This window comes from Erythrobacter sp. THAF29, assembly GCF_009363635.1.
In the GTDB taxonomy this organism is placed as follows: domain Bacteria; phylum Pseudomonadota; class Alphaproteobacteria; order Sphingomonadales; family Sphingomonadaceae; genus Erythrobacter.
Genome location: NZ_CP045392.1, coordinates 1,550,629 through 1,567,320 on the forward strand (window position 1 = coordinate 1,550,629; position 16,692 = coordinate 1,567,320).

Annotated in this window: 14 protein-coding genes, 2 tRNA genes and 1 other RNA gene; 12 read left to right on the forward strand and 5 right to left on the reverse strand. The window is 60.5% G+C overall.

The genetic code is table 11. The annotated features are described in order from the left end of the window. Window positions 1-10: 10 nt before the first annotated feature. Window positions 11-565: a hypothetical protein gene (locus FIU90_RS07525; protein WP_152434221.1), complete on the forward strand. Its 555-nt coding sequence runs from the start codon at window positions 11-13 to the stop codon at window positions 563-565. Window positions 566-762: 197 nt separating this feature from the next. Next, window positions 763-1,176: a hypothetical protein gene (locus FIU90_RS07530; protein ID WP_152434222.1), complete on the forward strand. Its 414-nt coding sequence runs from the start codon at window positions 763-765 to the stop codon at window positions 1,174-1,176. Window positions 1,177-1,182: 6 nt separating this feature from the next. Here FIU90_RS07530 and FIU90_RS07535 read toward each other — a convergent pair whose 3' ends face one another. After that, complete coding sequence (locus FIU90_RS07535; RefSeq protein ID WP_152434223.1) at window positions 1,183-1,491, reverse strand: chorismate mutase; 309 nt, start codon at window positions 1,489-1,491, stop codon at window positions 1,183-1,185. A 68-nt stretch (window positions 1,492-1,559) separates the two neighbouring features. Here FIU90_RS07535 and FIU90_RS07540 point away from each other — a divergent pair, with 68 nt between their 5' ends. From FIU90_RS07540 to FIU90_RS07575, 8 genes are all read left to right on the forward strand, one after another. Then, a complete protein-coding gene (locus tag FIU90_RS07540) occupies window positions 1,560-2,570 on the forward strand; it encodes a polyprenyl synthetase family protein (RefSeq protein ID WP_152434224.1) in 1,011 nt (336 codons plus the stop codon). A 20-nt stretch (window positions 2,571-2,590) separates the two neighbouring features. After that, window positions 2,591-5,017 (forward strand): ATP-dependent helicase HrpB, encoded by a 2,427-nt coding sequence (gene hrpB / locus FIU90_RS07545; protein WP_152434225.1) that lies wholly within the window; start codon window positions 2,591-2,593, stop codon window positions 5,015-5,017. Window positions 5,018-5,093: 76 nt separating this feature from the next. Next, a complete protein-coding gene (locus tag FIU90_RS07550) occupies window positions 5,094-5,372 on the forward strand; it encodes an ETC complex I subunit (protein ID WP_152434226.1) in 279 nt (92 codons plus the stop codon). Window positions 5,373-5,406: 34 nt separating this feature from the next. Beyond that, window positions 5,407-5,501, forward strand: an RNA gene (ffs, locus tag FIU90_RS07555) — signal recognition particle sRNA small type. A gap of 91 nt (window positions 5,502-5,592) precedes the next feature. Then, window positions 5,593-7,410 (forward strand): DNA polymerase III subunit gamma/tau, encoded by a 1,818-nt coding sequence (locus FIU90_RS07560; protein ID WP_152434227.1) that lies wholly within the window; start codon window positions 5,593-5,595, stop codon window positions 7,408-7,410. A 13-nt stretch (window positions 7,411-7,423) separates the two neighbouring features. Continuing rightward, the gene (locus tag FIU90_RS07565) at window positions 7,424-7,765 is read left to right on the forward strand and encodes a YbaB/EbfC family nucleoid-associated protein (protein ID WP_152434228.1); all 342 of its coding nucleotides are present in this window, start codon (window positions 7,424-7,426) and stop codon (window positions 7,763-7,765) included. Between the two features lie 127 nt (window positions 7,766-7,892). Beyond that, the gene (lon, locus tag FIU90_RS07570) at window positions 7,893-10,304 is read left to right on the forward strand and encodes an endopeptidase La (RefSeq protein ID WP_152435756.1); all 2,412 of its coding nucleotides are present in this window, start codon (window positions 7,893-7,895) and stop codon (window positions 10,302-10,304) included. 281 nt (window positions 10,305-10,585) lie between these two features. After that, window positions 10,586-10,858, forward strand: a complete 273-nt coding sequence (locus tag FIU90_RS07575) for an HU family DNA-binding protein (protein ID WP_152434229.1) — start codon at window positions 10,586-10,588, stop codon at window positions 10,856-10,858. Between the two features lie 105 nt (window positions 10,859-10,963). On the opposite strand, the gene FIU90_RS07580 is transcribed toward FIU90_RS07575, so the two are convergent. Continuing rightward, entirely contained in the window at window positions 10,964-11,845 is an 882-nt protein-coding gene (locus tag FIU90_RS07580) for a hypothetical protein (RefSeq protein WP_152434230.1), read from the reverse strand. Window positions 11,846-11,868: 23 nt separating this feature from the next. Continuing rightward, a complete protein-coding gene (gene rlmB / locus FIU90_RS07585; protein ID WP_172970216.1) occupies window positions 11,869-12,660 on the reverse strand; it encodes a 23S rRNA (guanosine(2251)-2'-O)-methyltransferase RlmB in 792 nt (263 codons plus the stop codon). A 163-nt stretch (window positions 12,661-12,823) separates the two neighbouring features. Between rlmB and FIU90_RS07590 the strand changes: the two genes are divergently transcribed. Both FIU90_RS07590 and FIU90_RS07595 read left to right on the forward strand, forming a co-directional pair. Further along, window positions 12,824-12,909 (forward strand) — tRNA-Tyr (locus FIU90_RS07590). A 196-nt stretch (window positions 12,910-13,105) separates the two neighbouring features. Further along, window positions 13,106-14,326, forward strand: a complete 1,221-nt coding sequence (locus tag FIU90_RS07595) for a site-specific integrase (protein ID WP_152434232.1) — start codon at window positions 13,106-13,108, stop codon at window positions 14,324-14,326. Window positions 14,327-14,379: 53 nt separating this feature from the next. Here the strand turns inward: FIU90_RS07595 and FIU90_RS07600 are convergent, their stop codons facing one another. Next, on the reverse strand, window positions 14,380-16,512 hold the full coding sequence (locus FIU90_RS07600; protein WP_152434233.1) for a hypothetical protein: 2,133 nt from the start codon (window positions 16,510-16,512) through the stop codon (window positions 14,380-14,382). 23 nt (window positions 16,513-16,535) lie between these two features. Continuing rightward, a tRNA-Gln gene (locus tag FIU90_RS07605) sits at window positions 16,536-16,608 on the reverse strand. Between the last annotated feature and the right edge of the window lie 84 nt (window positions 16,609-16,692).

Sequence of the window (16,692 nt, forward strand, 5' to 3'; positions counted from 1 at the left end):
GACTTACGCAATGAAAAAGACCCTGACCCTGGCAGCCATTGCCGCGATCGCCACCGCCTCTTCCGCGAGCGCGCAGGAGCAAACCCGGACCAAGACGTTCGAAGGACCCAACGGCACCGCAACCCAGACCACAACGGTCGATCGCGAGGCCGGAACGTTCAACCGCGACCGAACGGCAACCAACACGAACACTGGCAAAAGCGTATCGAGCAAGCTCAACCGTCAGCGCACCGAAACCGGCTCGACGGTCAGCCGCTCGCAGTCCGGTCCCAACGGCAATACCCGTTCGCTCGAAGGCGAGCGCATTCGCTCCGATAGCGGCTCGACATTCACCGGAACCGCGACCGGTCGTCGCGGCAACACCTATGGTCTTTCCGGTTCGCGCAGCCGCGACGGTCAAGGCAATTCGAGTGCCAGCCAGAGCGTGACCAACTCCGCCGGTGACACGCTCTATAGCCGCAATAGGACAACAACCCGGAGCAACGGGCAGGTGAGCCGCTCCGTCGAAACGACGCGTGCCAAAGGCTTCAAAAAGCCGCGCCGCGCGCCGCGTCGCCCTCGCTGAGCAATTCTCTGTACCGGCAGACCTTGACCCCTGATCCCCTGCCGGATTGTCCCCGGTGCCATTGCTGACGAACGGCCCGGTTCCTTGACGGGCGCGGAGTAGAGATTTGCTCCGTGCCCGTTTCTTTGCGTGGGAGTTCACCTTGCGTTCAATGGGATTGAGTGACGTTTCCCGCAACGAAATTCAGGGGAACGGACATGGCCAAGCGTATCGTTGGCATCATTTCGATTGTCGTCTTCGCCTCTGGTTGCGCTTCGACTTCAGAATCCGCATTCCAGACACAGCGGCATCTCTTTCAGAGCCCTTATGTCGAACCCGAGCTCGCTAACGGTCCGGTTGGGCCGGAATGCGAAGGCGGCGTCATCCGCGACGAGAAATGCTATATCGAAGGCGCTGCCTATCCGCTTGACGGCCGCTATTACCGCGACCCGGATGGCAATATCATTGCGCTGTCGCGGCATCAGCGGCGGCTTGCGCGTGAACGCGCGGAATCGATCCAGGCGCGGATAGACACGCGAGAATCGCTGGAAAGCGGAACGCCCCTGCCTCCGGATTCACCTGCTTTGCGGGAAAACCAAAGCCGCCCGGCACCTTTGCCGAAGGGAGGCTAACCTCTCCTAGCCGCGCCGCGCCTTTTCGTGGTGGCGAATAACCTCATCAATGATGAAGCGCAGGAACTTCTCGCTGAATTCGGGGTCGAGATCGGCTTCTTCGGATAGCTTCCTCAACCGCTCGATCTGCTTCGCCTCGCGCGCCGGATCAGCGGGCGGCAATGTGACCTTCGCCTTGTATTCGCCAACGGCCTGCGTGATCCGAAACCGCTCTGCGAGCATGTGAATGATCGCGGCATCGATATTGTCGATGCTCTTGCGAAAGGCTGCCAGCTGCGAATCTTCGACGGGATTGGTGTGCGTGGTATCGGACATGTGTTGCGAAGCTAGCAGCAATTCTGCGCTTGCCAAGCATGTGTGGCTCGCCCAAAGCGTCCCCTGCAATGGCCGCTGATGTTGTCCCTCTTCCGCGCAAGAAGCCGACGCTTGACCCGATGCTTGCGCTGACGGCGCAGGGCATGAATTCGGTGAACACGGTCATACTTGAGCGGATGCAAAGCGAGATCCCGCTGATCCCGCGGCTTGCCGGGCATCTGATCTCCGGCGGCGGCAAGCGGCTGCGACCGATGCTGACGCTCGCTGGGGCGGCACTTGTGGGCTATGAAGGCACGCGGCATCACAAGCTCGCAGCGGCAGTGGAGTTCATTCATACTGCCACCCTGCTGCATGACGACGTGGTCGATGGCAGCGAATTGCGCCGCGGCAAGGCAGCGGCCAATATTATCTTCGGCAACCCCGCGACCGTCCTGGTTGGCGATTTTCTTTTCAGCCGCGCTTTCGAGCTGATGACCGAAGACGGGTCGCTTCGCGTTCTCAAAATCCTCAGCCATGCCAGTGCTGTTATCGCGGAGGGCGAGGTATCGCAGCTCACTGCCCAGCGCCAGATTGAAACGAGCGAAGAGCGTTACCTGCATATCATAGGCGCAAAGACGGCAGCGCTGTTTGCTGCAGCCAGCCAGATCAGCGCGGTCGTCGCCGAATGTGGCGAAGAGCAGGAGCGCGCGCTTGAGGACTATGGACGCAATCTCGGCGTTGCATTCCAGCTTGTCGACGATGCGATTGATTACGATTCCGACGCGGCCGAAATGGGCAAGGATCAGGGCGACGACTTCCGCGAAGGCAAGATGACGCTCCCCGTTATCCTCGCTCACGCACGCGGGAGTGAAGAAGAGCGCAAATTCTGGAAGGCCGCAATAGCGGGTCACAGAACCTCGGACAAAGACCTTGCCCACGCTATCGAACTAATTCGCAGGCACAATGCCGTTGAGGACACGCGAGAGAAAGCGCGCCATTTTGCCCAGCGCGCGATCGACGCGATCTCGATCTTCCCGGAGAGCAAGGCGCGCGCCGCGATGGCCGAAGCGGCACAATTCGCGGTCGCGCGCGGATATTGATCGCGCTACGGGCTTCTCCCGTGAGCCCTGACCTGCCCATCAACGCCGTGCTGCCCGATATTGCGGGCGCCCTGGCGCGCGACGGTGCTGCGGTCCTCGTCGCTCCTCCGGGGGCTGGCAAGACCACCGCCGTTGCCCCCGCACTGCTCGATGAGGAATGGTGTTCTGGGCAGATCATCATCACCTCCCCCCGCCGTGTAGCGGCGCGCGCGGCCGCAGAACGGATGGCGGAGATGATGGGCGAGGAGGTGGGCGGAACGGTCGGATACCTCACCCGGCTGGACAGCAAATCGTCTTCCCGCACACGCATTCTCGTCGTGACCGAAGCTATCCTCGTCAACCGGCTGGTGGATGAGCCGGACCTCCCCGGCATATCGGCAATCCTGTTCGATGAGGCGCATGAGCGGCATCTCGACAGCGACCTTGGCCTCGCCCTCGCAATCGAGAGCAGGGAAGTCTTGCGCGAGGATATACGCATTCTCGTAATGTCGGCCACGATAGATGGTACGCGATTTGCCGGTCTGCTGGGCGATGGGGCCACGGTCGTCGAAAGCGAAGGTCGGAGCCATCCGCTCGAGATACGTTGGTTGGGCAGCAATCCTGCGCTTTCGATCGAGGACGAGGTTGCAACCGGCATAATGACGGCATGGCGCGAACAGGCAGGCGATATTCTCGCCTTCCTCCCCGGCGTTCGCGAGATCGAGCGCGTGCGCGAAAGGCTGGCCGCGAGATTGCCCGATACTCCGATCCTGCCGCTTCACGGACAGGTCGAACCGGCGGGCCAGCGCGCCGCGATCCGCCGCGATGCAAATGGTCGCAGGCGGATTGTGCTTGCGACCGCGATTGCCGAAACCTCGCTTACGCTCGATGGCGTTTCGGTCGTGGTCGACAGTGGTCTTGCGCGTTATGCCGAGTTCGATCGGGCCGCCGGGACGACCCATCTCGTCACCCGGCGGGCCAGCCAGGCTGCAGCGACCCAGAGGGCCGGGCGGGCTGCGCGTCAGGGGCCGGGCGTCGCCTACCGCTTGTGGGAAGAGGGCGGACACGCGGGAAGGCCTGAATTCGCACCGCCCGAAATTGCCATCGCCGACCTCGCTCCGCTTGTCCTGAAGCTCGCCAAATGGGGCAGCACCGATCCTGCGGCCATGGCGTGGCTCGATCCACCGCCCGAAGCATCGATCGAAGCCGCACGCGACAATCTCCGCTCGCTCGGAGCACTCGACGAGGCGGGGCGGATCACGCAGTGGGGCGAGGCGATCGCATCCATGCCGATGGCGCCGGACCATGCCGCAGCAATCCTCCACGGCGCGCGCGCCGGATGTGCGGAAGATGCCGCGCGGCTGGTGATGCTGCTTCAGGAAAGGGGATTGGGCGGTCCTGGTGAGGACCTCTCCGCTCGTCTCGCGCGCTGGCGCAGCGACAAGACGAAACGCGCCCAAAGCGCGGACCGGATTGCCAGGCGTTGGGCCACAATGGCGCAGGAGAGGTCCGGCAAGGGCGATTGCCCGGCGCGTTCGGCGGAGGAATGCCTCGCCCTTGCGCGTCCCGATTTCCTCGCGAAACGGCGCGATGCGTCGGGGGAACGCTGGATAAGCGCGGGCGGGCGCGGCTTCGTCCTCGACCCTGCATCTCCACTGGCAGGATCAGACTGGCTCGTCGTCCTCGATGCACAGGGGCAAGCAAGAGGCGCACGGATAACCTCAGCAGTTCCGATCGACGCTTCACGGATCGAAGCGCTGTTCTCGAATCGCATCGAGGATCGATCGATAGCGCGCTGGAATAACACGGAAAAACGCGCGGAATCCCGCAGGGAAAAGCGGCTGGGCGCGATCACCCTTGCACGCGGCCCCGACGCCAACCCCGATCCGGCGACCCTTGTGGACATCCTTGTTGAAAAGGCGCTGGAAAGCCTGGGGGAAATCTTTCCAGCGGGCTTCTTGGCAAGGGCCAACTTTGCCGGGATCGAGGCGCTTTCGGAGGCGGCCCTTCGCGAGAATGCCTCGCTCTGGCTTGCGCCTTTGCTGGAGGGACGCCGCGACCACGCATTGCCGCCCGCCAGATACGCCGAGGCGGCGATGGCCATGCTCGATTGGGATACACGGCAAAAGCTCGACCAGCTTGCGCCGACGCATTTCTTTTCGCCCGCCGGTACGCGGCACCCGATCGACTATGCCTGTGACGATGCGCCAAGCGTCGAGGTTCGGGTGCAGGCTCTTTTCGGTCTCGATGTTCACCCGATGATCGGACGCACGCCGCTCTTGCTGAAACTGACCAGTCCCGCCGGTCGCCCTATCCAATCGACCCGCGACCTGCCCGGTTTCTGGCGCGGCAGCTGGGCCGAAGTGGCCAAGGAGATGAAGGGGCGCTACCCCAAGCATCGTTGGCCCGAGGAACCTTGGACCGAAAAGCCGAGCCTCAAGACCAAAAACGCCTTCAATCGCGAGTAAAGTTCGACTATCGGGGCGCATCAGCGCACCGGCAGCTACGCGGCCGCAGAGCCGTATGAGCGAGGAATTGAGGAATATGACCGCAATCATCTACCAGCAGCCAAAGAGCGCCATGCAATCGGGCAAGGCCAAGACCGATAGCTGGGTGCTCGAATTCGAGCAGAGCGAGGCGCGCAGGCCCGATCCGCTTATGGGCTGGACCGGAAGCGGCGACACACAGGCACAGGTGAAACTGAGTTTCCCGACCAAGGAAGCGGCAAAGGCCTATGCCGAGAAATACGGCATAGTGGCGCGGGTTCACGCGACGCCGCCCAAAACGCTCAAGATCCAGGCTTACGCCGATAACTTTCGGTAATTGATTTTTCGGATTCCCATCGCCATATGGCGCATCGGGAGTCGGGTGGACGTTTGCGTTCGCTCACCGGGTCAGGTCCGGAAGGAAGCAGCCCAGGTGAATTGCGGCGGGTCGCCCGGCTCCTTCTTAAGAGGAGCCTCCTTCTTGGGCGCCTCCTTTTCCCTCACATCGTGCGATCATCGCCATGACAAACGCCGCCCAAGCGCGTAGCTAATCGTGCATGGGTGATTCACCGGACAATACGGGCGCGCCTCCCTGGGAAGGGGAGCAGGAAGACGAACAGCAACCGAGTGCTGCCGAGCTGGAAGCAGCCGGGCAAAACTCCATGTTTGGCGATCCTGCGCCCACGCCGGAGCCGACCGCCGTGGAAGCCGAAGCCCCTCCGACATCAACCCCTCCACCTCAGGCCGAGACTAACCAACCCTACCGCGTGCTTGCGCGCAAATACCGTCCGCAGACCTTTTCCGAGCTGATCGGCCAAGAGCCGATGGTTCGCACGCTTGCCAATGCGATAGAGCGCGACCGGCTGGCGCACGCCTTCCTGATGACCGGGGTGAGGGGGGTCGGCAAGACCTCGACCGCGCGCCTCATCGCTAAAGCGCTGAACTGCGTCGGTCCTGACGGGCAGGGCGGGCCGACTATCGATCCGTGCGGCCAGTGCGAGCCGTGCCAGGCAATTGCCGAAGGTCGACACATCGACGTGATCGAGATGGACGCCGCCTCGCACACCGGCGTCGACGATGTCCGCGATATCATCGAGCAGGTTCGCTACGCCGCGGTCTCGGCCCGCTACAAGATTTACATCATCGACGAGGTCCACATGCTCTCGCGCAACGCTTTCAATGCGTTGCTCAAAACGCTGGAAGAGCCGCCCGCGCATGTAAAATTCCTGTTCGCGACCACCGAGGTCGAAAAGCTGCCCGTCACGGTGCTCAGCCGCACTCAGCGCTTCGATTTGCGGCGCATACCATCCGATCTCCTCGCGAGCCATTTTGGAAACGTTTGCCAGATGGAGGGAGTCGAGGCGGAGGAAGAGGCACTGCGGATCATTGCTGCTGCCGCAGAGGGATCGGTGCGCGACGGGCTCTCGATCCTCGACCAGGCGATTGCCCATGCCGATCTGGATGAGGACGGGAAGGTGACTGCCGGGCGTGTCCGCGACATGCTCGGGCTTGCCGACAAGAGCGCGAAACGTGCGATTTTGACCCATCTGCTCGAAGGCGATGCCAAGGCGCTCTTGAAATCCATCGACGAACAATACGCACTAGGGGTCGAGCCGTTGGCCTTGATCCGGTCGCTCATGGACCTGGTCCACAAGATCACCGTTGCTCAGGTTTCCGGCAGCGAACCCGACGCTCCGAGCGAGGAAGAACGCGCGGCTCTCGGCGAATTCGCGACGAGATTGGGAGCTGCCGAGCTCCACCGCCTGTGGCAGCTCCTCCTCAAGGGCCATGAGGAGGTGCGGCAAGCACCCGATCCATTAGTGTCCGTACAGATGGCGCTTTTGCGGATCCTGCACGCAACCGAGCTTCCTGATCCCGGCAAGCTTGCCAAAAGGATCGAAGATCTCGCGAACCGTGCGCCTGCACCCTCGGCGCTCCCTGCGTCCGGCGGCGATGCTCCATCGGCGCGGGCTGCTACGCCTACTTCCAGAACTCTCGATTGGGCCGAACTCGTCGAGCGTATCGACAATGCCGGCCAACTTCGCGTCGCGCAGATGATGCGCGATCGCGTCCGCGTGATCGAACTTGCCCCGGAGCGTCTGATCTATGAGCAGGCCGACAATTTCTCGGACGATCCCTCGCCCGATATGCGCGATGCGCTGTTCAAACTCACAGGTAAGCGCTGGATAGTCGAGAAGGGTACTGGCGAGGCGCAGCCATCCTTGCGTGAACAGGCAGACGCTGAGGCCAATGCTGCACGCGACCGCATCTTGTCCGACCCGCTTGTAAAGGCCACATTCGAAGCATTCCCCGATGCCGAGCTGATCGAGCCGGACAGCAATGTCGCTCGCGCGTCCGGTGACAAATGGAACTGATTGGAGACCCCCGATGAAATCGATGGAAGAGATGATGCAGGCCGCGCAGAAGGCCGCCGAGACGATCCAGAACCAGATGAACGATATGCAGGTAAAGCTCGACAATATCGAGGTCGAGGGTCAGTCCGGCGGCGGTCTGGTGAAGGTCCGCGCGACCGCGAAGGGACGTATTCTGGGCGTATCGATCGACGACAGCCTGATGAAGCCGGAAGAAAAACAGATGGTCGAAGACCTGGTCACTGCGGCATTCAACGATGCCCGTGACAAGGCAGACCGCGTCTCCGCCGAGCAGATGAAGGAAATGCAGGGCGGCATGGGCCTGCCGCCGGGATTCAACTTGCCGGGAATGGGTTGAGCAGGACCCCGATCCGGTTCTTTACCGGGTCTTCCACCGCAAATTGAAACGGCGCGTTGCGCGCCGGAGGAACGCTACCCATATTCCGGTGCAAAGGCGTGCCCCAATGGCCGCCCCGGACCAGAGTATGACCCAGAACTATCCTCTCCTCCCCCTGCGCGACATTGTCGTCTTTCCCGGCATGGTCGTGCCACTCTTCGTCGGTCGCGACAAGTCGGTCGCCGCGCTTGAAGCGGCAATGGAAGCGAGCAAGGACATCTTCCTCCTCGCGCAGCTCGACCCGGGCTGCGATGATCCCGAACGCGACGACCTGTACGACGTGGGCGTCGTTGCGCAGGTCCTCCAGATGCTGAAGCTTCCCGATGGCACCGTGCGTGTCATGGTGGAGGGTACGCATCGTGCCCAGCTCGAGGCGTTGCGACCCGAAGGCGACTATGTGCTTGCCGAGGTCAATATCCTCGAACCGGAAACCGTTGCCGGCAGTGAAGTCACCGCGCTCATGCGGCAGGTGAGCGAGCAATTCAGCGAGTACGCGAAGCTCAACAAGAAGATGGGCGACGACAGCAATATCGAGCTCGGCGACGTCGATGACGCAGGGCAGCTCGGCGACATGATTGCTGCGTCGATCAACGCCAAGGTATCGGACAAGCAATCGCTGCTGACCGAGACCAATCCGCTGAAGCGCCTCGAACTGGTCATGGCTTTCATGGAAGGCGAACTTTCCGTGCTTCAGGTAGAGCGCAAAATTCGTGGCCGCGTGAAGCGGCAAATGGAGAAAACGCAGCGCGAATATTATCTCAACGAACAGCTCAAGGCGATCCAGAGCGAGCTTGGCGGCGGCGATGGAGAGGAAGGCGACGAGATCGCCGAACTCACCGAGAAGATCGAGAAGACCAAGCTTTCGAAAGAAGCCAGAGCCAAGGCCACCGCAGAGCTGAAAAAGCTCAAAGGCATGCAGCCGATGAGCGCCGAAGCGACCGTGGTGCGCAATTACCTCGATGTGCTCCTCGGACTGCCCTGGGGCAAAAAGTCGAAGCTCAAGAAGGATATCGGCAAGGCGCAGGAGATCCTCGATGCCGATCACTACGGGCTGGAAAAGGTCAAGGATCGCATCATCGAGTACCTTGCCGTACAGGCGCGCACGAACAAGCTGAAAGGCCCGATCCTGTGCCTCGTCGGCCCTCCCGGCGTCGGCAAGACCTCGCTCGGCAAATCGATCGCCAAGGCGACAGGGCGCGAATTCGTGCGCCAGTCACTTGGCGGCGTGCGTGACGAGGCCGAAATTCGCGGCCACCGCAGGACCTATATTGGCTCGATGCCGGGCAAGATCGTGAACAACCTGAAGAAGGCCGGGACAAGCAATCCGCTGTTCCTGCTCGACGAGATCGACAAGCTCGGCCAGGATTTCCGCGGCGATCCCGCATCGGCGCTGCTCGAAGTTCTCGACCCCGAACAGAACGACAAGTTCCAGGATCACTATCTCGAACTCGATATCGATCTGTCCGACATCATGTTCGTGACTACAGCGAACAGCCTCAATCTCCCGCAGCCGCTGCTCGACCGGATGGAGATCATCCGCCTCGAAGGCTACACGGAAGATGAAAAGGTCGAAATCGCAAAGCGTCACTTGCTGCCCAAGCAGATCAAGGAGCACGGGCTAAAGGAAGGCGAATTTGAGCTGACCGAAGAGGGTTTGCGCGACCTCATCCGCTATTACACGCGTGAGGCCGGCGTGCGTACGCTTGAGCGCGAGATCGCCCGGCTGGCCCGCAAATCGCTGCGCAAGATTCTCGAGAAAGAGGCGACGAGCGTCCGGATCACCCCAGAAAACCTCGGCGACTTCGCAGGCGTGCGCAAGTTCAAGCACGGCGTTTCCGAAGAGGAAGCACAGGTCGGTGCAGTGACGGGTCTTGCCTGGACGAGCGTTGGCGGCGAGCTACTCACCATCGAAAGCGTCACCACACCCGGCAAGGGCGAGATAAAGACGACCGGCAAGCTCGGCGAAGTGATGAACGAATCCGTCGCTGCCGCCTTCAGTTTCGTGAAGGCCCGCGCGCCGCACTATGGAATCAAGCCTTCGCTGTTCCAGCGCAAGAACGTCCACATCCACCTGCCTGAAGGCGCGGTACCCAAGGACGGTCCGAGCGCTGGTATCGGCATGGTAACTTCGATCGTATCGACGCTTTCCGGCACGCCTGTGCGTCCCGACATCGCGATGACGGGCGAGGTGACGTTGAGAGGGCGCGTGCTAGCGATAGGCGGGCTCAAAGAGAAACTGCTCGCGGCGCTTCGAGGTGGAATCAAGACGGTCCTCATCCCTGAAGAGAACGTGAAGGATCTCGCCGAGATACCCGAGAACGTGAAAGAGGGGCTTGAGATCATTCCCGTGAGCCACGTCGATGAAGTGCTTGAGCACGCGCTCACCGATATGCCAGCGCCGATCGAATGGACCGAAGCGGACGATCTCGCGTCGCAGCCGAGCGGACAGGCTGGTCCGGTGGGCGGCGGCGAAGGAGCCGATTCCCCCACCGCGCATTGATCGCGCCGATGCGCGTTCAAGGAGCGGCGAATCGCTATGTGCGTGAGGCTTGCTCAACCGAATGATTTCGGTGGCAAAATGCCACTCGTTCCGGACTCGCCGCTCGGTTCGTCGCAAATTGACACCGATTGCCAAAAAAGCGCGATTCTACGCCGTATTTGCCTTTGACAGCCCCCCGAAAAACGGCTCAATTTGCCGGCTTTCGGGGAGGCGATTCACGCGCCTCGTTTATTCAGCGCCAAGGCAATAACGAATTTTCGAAAACGAGGGGGTTCCTTAAGATGAACAAGAACGATCTGATCAGCGCGGTTGCAGAGTCGAGCGGCCTTTCCAAGAACGACGCCGCCGGCGCCGTAGAGGGCGTATTCGATGCAATTACGAAGTCGCTTTCAAAGGGCGACGAAGTGCGCCTGGTCGGGTTTGGTACGTTTTCGGTTGCACGTCGCAAGGCATCGACTGGTCGCAATCCGCGCACCGGGGAGCCGATGACCATCAAGGCTTCGAACCAGCCCAAGTTCAAGGCGGGCAAAGGCCTCAAGGACGCTGTCAACTAGGCACTGATCGGCGGGCGAAAGCACAGCTTCCGCTGCCAAGAAAAAGCCCCGCCGAGCGCCAAGCTCCGGCGGGGTTTTTCGTGCCGATAATCGATGTCGCGTTTGCTATTGGCCGAAAGCGATAAGGGCCGTCGGCGCATCCTTGGTTCGGGGCGAGATCTCCCACCTCAGCACTTCCCCCGTCGGAGTCGGTTGCGCGCCCTCGTCGGTGTTGTTCGCGCGAATCTTCAAATCGCCCTTCGTCACGATCGAAAATGTTCCGTCGAGCTGCGGGATATCTGGCATGTTCTCTGCCATGGCCGCATTTTCGCCGCCGCCCATCGCCGCGAGACCTGCCAAGCCGCCCATCATCCCTGTCATGGGATTGTCGCCGCTGTCAGTCGCAAATCCCGGCGCGTTGATACGCACGACCTTGCCGTCGCGAATGATCATCTGGACGAAAGGATTCGTGCCAGGAACGCCTTCGATCACCGGGAACAAGAAGTCATGGGTAATCTTGCCCGTCACCGAATAGCTGACATCGAAGCCTCCATTGCCCTTGTCCTCTACCCGGTCCCATCCTTCGTGGCGGAGCAGGAGTTGACGAAGCTCTTCGGTCGCCTGGGGATCGTTCGGATCGATGCCGCCGAGCATCGCCGACATCTGTTCCGCTTTTCGTTTGGCTTCCTCAGCGCGGGCTTCGGCCCCCGCGTCCCAATCCGCGCGCTGCCGGGCAAGCTCGGCCTCGGTGCATTCGCGGGTTTCGTAGGTTTCATCGTCGTAGCATTCGTCAGGCTCGAATTCTTCCGCCGCTGCTCCCATCTGGGCGAGACTGGAGAGGCCCAGGAAGAATATCTCGCCTTCATAGGTGAAACTGAAACTTTCGTCCGAGCTCAGCACCAGTTCTGAACTGAACTTGCCCGGCGTGATGAAGCAGCCGGTAAGGATCAGCGAAAGGCCAGCCAGAATGCTGGCCGCGCACATGCGGATTGAGGATTGCTTGGTCATGATGTGATTGTCCCCCGGGAACGTTACGATCGCGTTGCCACCGCGTATAACGCAATCGCGGCGGCATTCGAAACGTTGAGGCTCTCGATCGCGGAGGATATCGGCAGCCGGGCGAGGGCGTCGCAATGCTGCTGGATATTGTGGCGCATGCCTTCGCCCTCCGCGCCGAGCACGATTGCGACAGGGCCTGCTGGCAACGCCTCCGCAAGGGTCGCATCCGCCTCACCAGTCATGCCGATCCGCCAGTACCCGGCCTCCGCCAGCTCATCGAGAGCGCGGGCGAGGTTGACGACACGCACCCAAGGTACGGTTTCGAGCGCGCCCGAAGCCGACTTGGCGACCACCCCGCTCTCGGGCGGAGCGTGCCGGTCTTGCGTGAGGATGCAGGAAGCATCGAAGGCAGCCGCCGAACGCAATATCGCGCCTACATTGTGCGGATCGGTCACTTGGTCGAGCACCACCACGGGCCGGGAGGCATCGCCGGTCGCGATTTCGTCGAGGAAGGGAGCGTCGAGCGGCTCGCATTCCAGCACCAGTCCCTGGTGCGGGGCATCCTTTGCAACCAGTCGGGCGAGGTCGGTGACATCAGCATATTCCACCGGGAAATCAGGCGGTAACTCACCATCCAATGCCTCGATGCCGTCGCGCGTTGCCCACAGCTTGCGATGACGGCGAGCGGGGTTCTTGAGCGCGGCCTCGACCGGGTGGCGGCCCCAGAGGCGGACATGGCCCGATGTCGCGCGGCCCGATCCGCGCCCGCCCTTCATCCGCCCGGCGCGGCCTCTCAGCGCGCGTTTGCGGTCACCCTTGGCCATGTTTGCTCCTGTCCTGGCTGGTATTTGTGGCTCCCCTGCCAGCAGCCCCATTGACAGGCAAGCGCCGCTTCGCCATTGGGGCGCCTCTCGGCAGCGTGGCGACCCGATTGGGTGCCTCGCGAATTCCGGCAAAGCAGCGATTTGATCCTGCAAGGCATGGTGTGGACAGGTGGCCGAGTGGTTAAAGGCAGCAGACTGTAAATCTGCCCGCGCAAGCGTACGCTGGTTCGAATCCAGCCCTGTCCACCACCGCCCTTTCTCAGAGCATCCCCGAAAAGCCCTAGAAATCGCAGAAAACCAAGGGTATTCTGTCTTCCGATGGCCACCCCTGTTCGCTGCTATTTGCCTGCAACCGGCAGTGAGTGTGGGGAAGGTGTGGGGAAGGAAATGGGCTTCCCCACACTGCGGCTCTCTCAATTGGCCTCCAGAAATGTGGGGAACGAGAATGGGCAAGCTTACAGCGGTGGCGGTCAAGGCCGCTTTGGCGAATCCGGGCACCTATCAGGACGGTGACGGACTTTTCCTGAAAGTTGGAAAAACTGGTGCGGCTTCTTGGCTCCTGCGACTCCAGCGCGATGGCAAACGACAAGACATTGGTCTTGGCAGTGCAAAGCTGGTGACGCTGGCTGAGGCGCGCGCGAAGGCCGCCGAACTCCGCAAGGCAGTGAAGGTCGAAAAACGAGACGTGCTGACCGAGCGGAAGGACGAGGAAGCTGCCAAGATTACCTTCCGCGAAGCTGCCACCCAATATCATTCGGAGAATGAGGCAGGCTGGAAAAGCGAAGTCTATGGTCGCCAGTGGCTCGCCAGCCTGGAGAACTACGCCTTCCCGAAGCTTGGCGATATGACCACAGGCGGCATAACCGCTGCGGACATCATCACTGTCCTCACACCAATCTGGCAGGAAATTCCCGAAACAGCCCGTCAGGTTCGTAACCGGATTTGCGCGGTGCTCGATTACTCCCATGCAAAGGGCTGGCGCTCTACGGAGGCTCCTTCGGGCAACAGCAGTCTGAAAGCGGGGCGAGGGCTACCTCGACAGATCAAGAAACCGGCCAACCGCAAGGCAATGCCATACGTAGCCGTTCCGTCGTTCCTGACCGCATTGCGGCGCAAGCCATCCTATTCGCGTCTGGCGCTGGACCTCCTCATTTTGACGGGTGTTCGCTCGCAGGAAGTGCGGCTGGCAAAATGGGATGAGTTCGATCTGGCCCATCGCCTTTGGACAATCCCAGCCGAGCACATGAAGCGAAACAAGGCGCACATTGTGCCGCTGTCAGGGGCGGCTCTGGCGGTGCTCGTGAAGGCAGACGCAATGCGGCTTGAGGGCGCCGAAGTGGTCTTCCCCGGTATGACCGGCAAGGCGATGTCCAACATGACCCTGCTCAAGGTCATGCGCGACATGCAGGAGCCTTTCCACGTTCACGGTTTCCGCTCCAGCTTCACCGACTGGGCGGCGAACGAAGGCTTCCCCAATGCGGTCGTCGAAGCGGCACTGGCGCACAAGACACCTGACGCAGTGCAGGCTGCCTATCGCCGCACGACCTACCTCGGCACGCCGGAGAATCCCGGCGCGCGGGTGAAACTGATGGAGGCGTGGGGGAGTTACTGCTCTGGAAATTCCGAATCACAGGCTATTTCCAAAGCCTCCAGCAATCACGAATAACTTTGGTACAGGCGGTATTTGGACCTATCGTTGAACGGCGCGAGCGCTGGATGCTATTGATCCATCAGTGGATGCTCTCCTAGCGTCCAGCCAACTAGATAACGCCCGTCTGTCCCAGACTTGCTATCTTCCTCAATCGCTTGCCCAAGGTGGGCCAGGAAAGGACGTAGATTTTCATGCCCCTCCTTGGTACCGTCTGCGAGGTTGGCGTCCATCGCCGCATAGACCTCTCTCTGCTCGGTTTTTGACAAACGCGACAAGTAGGCGACCATCTGTCTCCATGCATATGCCGACTGCTTGATAGCAATCAGCCTTGCGTGATGATGTGGCGCTTTTTGCTGCAGTCTGCTGACGATCCATTCGAAGCTAGCAATTGAGGCGCGTTTGAAGTCGATATCTCTAAGCGGCAGTAGCTCAAATACTGCTGCCATGTTGTGCGAGGTCAGGATCATCGCCTGCTCAAGGACCATTCCATTGTAGGCGACTGACCAGCCTTGGCTGGGTTTTTGTCCAGCCCTGTCATGACACAACCGTGCGAAGTCCTTCGGCGATAGCGAATTTGGCAAGTCGTAATAGCGAGCGTAAAGCGTGCCAGCGAAATGCTCGACAGTCTTCGATCCAGCCAAGCCGAACGGTTGAGAGAACTGTCCCATGAATATGTCGGCTGCGAGTTCACTCACCAACGGTATCTTCAATTCGGCCCGCCTACCCAAGCTCTGCATTTGCTCGATAACAGGGTTAGGGAATTGGACGTGAGGGAAATGCGTGATCAGAAGGGTGACGAGCCGATCGAGGAGCTCAAGTTCTGGCGCCATCTCGCTTCGCTCGTTCTTCTGGAACTGCGATAGCGCAGCAATCCAAGGCAGTTCGTCAACGCGGACCTGAGATTCCAGATTGAGGAGCAATAAGGACCGACGGCGATGAAATGCTTCATAGGCTGACGCGTAAGCGAAGCCATAACGCGGATTATCAAACTGATTGCGGTACAATTCGCCCGCAATTCCGGGAAGGATGGAACCAAGGGTCTCAGGAGAACGAATTAGACCCTTTTCGATAAGGGCCTCCACGCTACCCAATTGAGCGAGCCCTACCTTCCGCTGAATTGAAGGTGGCATCACTGCGCCAGTGCTCGCGCCAGTTCGCGCTTCGCCGCTTGTGACCGAAGCGACGATTGAATCTATATCGACCAGCCCGTCTGAACTTTCGTGCTCTGCTATTCGGCTGATCGTAATCTCGGCCAGTGCGTCATGCAGGTCGGCAACGATCTGAGTTTTCTGGGCCCGGCGGTAACTCCCGCGCACCTCGCCCCGACCGTGCTTAGAGAAATAGTCCTTAAGGTGCTTATCGAGAAACGCTTCATCGCGGGGTTGGAGCGGTTTCCCATTCACGAGTGCTTCTAAGATTTTTTTGGATCGTTGAAACCGGCCACTGGGTTTCCTCCACCGCACGGCCATGAGTGATTTGTCAGCGACTTCGTAGTCGTGGAGCCAGGCCTTTGCATGTTCGACATTGAGGGCTGGACCTCGCGCATCGAGCAAGTCCATCAGTCGATCATAGAGCGGTATCCAGATGGAAAGCGTGGCGTTTTGAACCAGGATATCTCCACGGGGCTGAACTCTCTTCAGCGCCTGACGAACTTCTGCCACGCTGCGCACGTGCAAACCTTCTGGTCGCGGAGAGTTTCTCGGTCTCGGGTAGAATCTCAAACGATCAAAGAATGGAACGATTTCGCCCAAGATCGACTTTGCAGTTTCAGGGGCAGGATCAGCCAAAAGCGCAACGCAAACGAGTGCCATTTCCTCCGGTGTATCCGCCTCGTACCGACCTTCAGAGATCAACTGATCGAGGTCAGACAAACCTACGTCTGACAAGAACCAGGTATTGAGCGCGCTTCGGACGGTCGCGACATCCTTGCTCGCAATCTCAAGCTTTTCCGCGAGCTTTAACTCATGTGAGAGTAGGGGGCCGCCAGCCGCATAGGCTCCGGTCGCAAAGCCGCCTCGCAGAACTTCAGGGGTGGCCCAGGTTGGCATCCCCTGAACGGGTCTACGCGATCCAATTCTCAACTCACCGGTAAGGATGCCAGACAGCACATCGGACCAACGTCGCGCCTTCTCAGGCTGGTTGCTCTCTTTGGGCTTGATGAACTGCAAAAAGGCGTATTTGTCACCCGTCCGCTCGTTCACTCAAGACCCCTTTGCTGGAGATGGTCCGAGGGCGGGAATTGCACCCGCGCTCTCCGGGTCCAGAGCCCGGCACTTTGTCTACTAAGCTACCTCGGAACAAGAGGTCTCAAACTACAACGAAACAAAATGACCGCAAGTCCAATTACATGGAGAAGGAACGCGAGCATGCACTCCGCAGCT

Excerpts from the sequence above, each read along its gene's own strand:
- FIU90_RS07525 (WP_152434221.1), top strand. The coding sequence starts at position 11 with ATGAAAAAGACCCTGACCCTGGCAGCCATTGCCGCGATCGCCACCGCC.
- FIU90_RS07530 (WP_152434222.1), top strand. The coding sequence starts at position 763 with ATGGCCAAGCGTATCGTTGGCATCATTTCGATTGTCGTCTTCGCCTCT.
- FIU90_RS07535 (WP_152434223.1), bottom strand. The coding sequence starts at position 1,491 with ATGTCCGATACCACGCACACCAATCCCGTCGAAGATTCGCAGCTGGCA.
- FIU90_RS07540 (WP_152434224.1), top strand. The coding sequence starts at position 1,560 with ATGGCCGCTGATGTTGTCCCTCTTCCGCGCAAGAAGCCGACGCTTGAC.
- FIU90_RS07550 (WP_152434226.1), top strand. The coding sequence starts at position 5,094 with ATGACCGCAATCATCTACCAGCAGCCAAAGAGCGCCATGCAATCGGGC.
- FIU90_RS07560 (WP_152434227.1), top strand. The coding sequence starts at position 5,593 with ATGGGTGATTCACCGGACAATACGGGCGCGCCTCCCTGGGAAGGGGAG.
- FIU90_RS07565 (WP_152434228.1), top strand. The coding sequence starts at position 7,424 with ATGAAATCGATGGAAGAGATGATGCAGGCCGCGCAGAAGGCCGCCGAG.
- lon (WP_152435756.1), top strand. The coding sequence starts at position 7,893 with ATGACCCAGAACTATCCTCTCCTCCCCCTGCGCGACATTGTCGTCTTT.
- FIU90_RS07575 (WP_152434229.1), top strand. The coding sequence starts at position 10,586 with ATGAACAAGAACGATCTGATCAGCGCGGTTGCAGAGTCGAGCGGCCTT.
- FIU90_RS07580 (WP_152434230.1), bottom strand. The coding sequence starts at position 11,845 with ATGACCAAGCAATCCTCAATCCGCATGTGCGCGGCCAGCATTCTGGCT.
- rlmB (WP_172970216.1), bottom strand. The coding sequence starts at position 12,660 with ATGGCCAAGGGTGACCGCAAACGCGCGCTGAGAGGCCGCGCCGGGCGG.
- FIU90_RS07595 (WP_152434232.1), top strand. The coding sequence starts at position 13,106 with ATGGGCAAGCTTACAGCGGTGGCGGTCAAGGCCGCTTTGGCGAATCCG.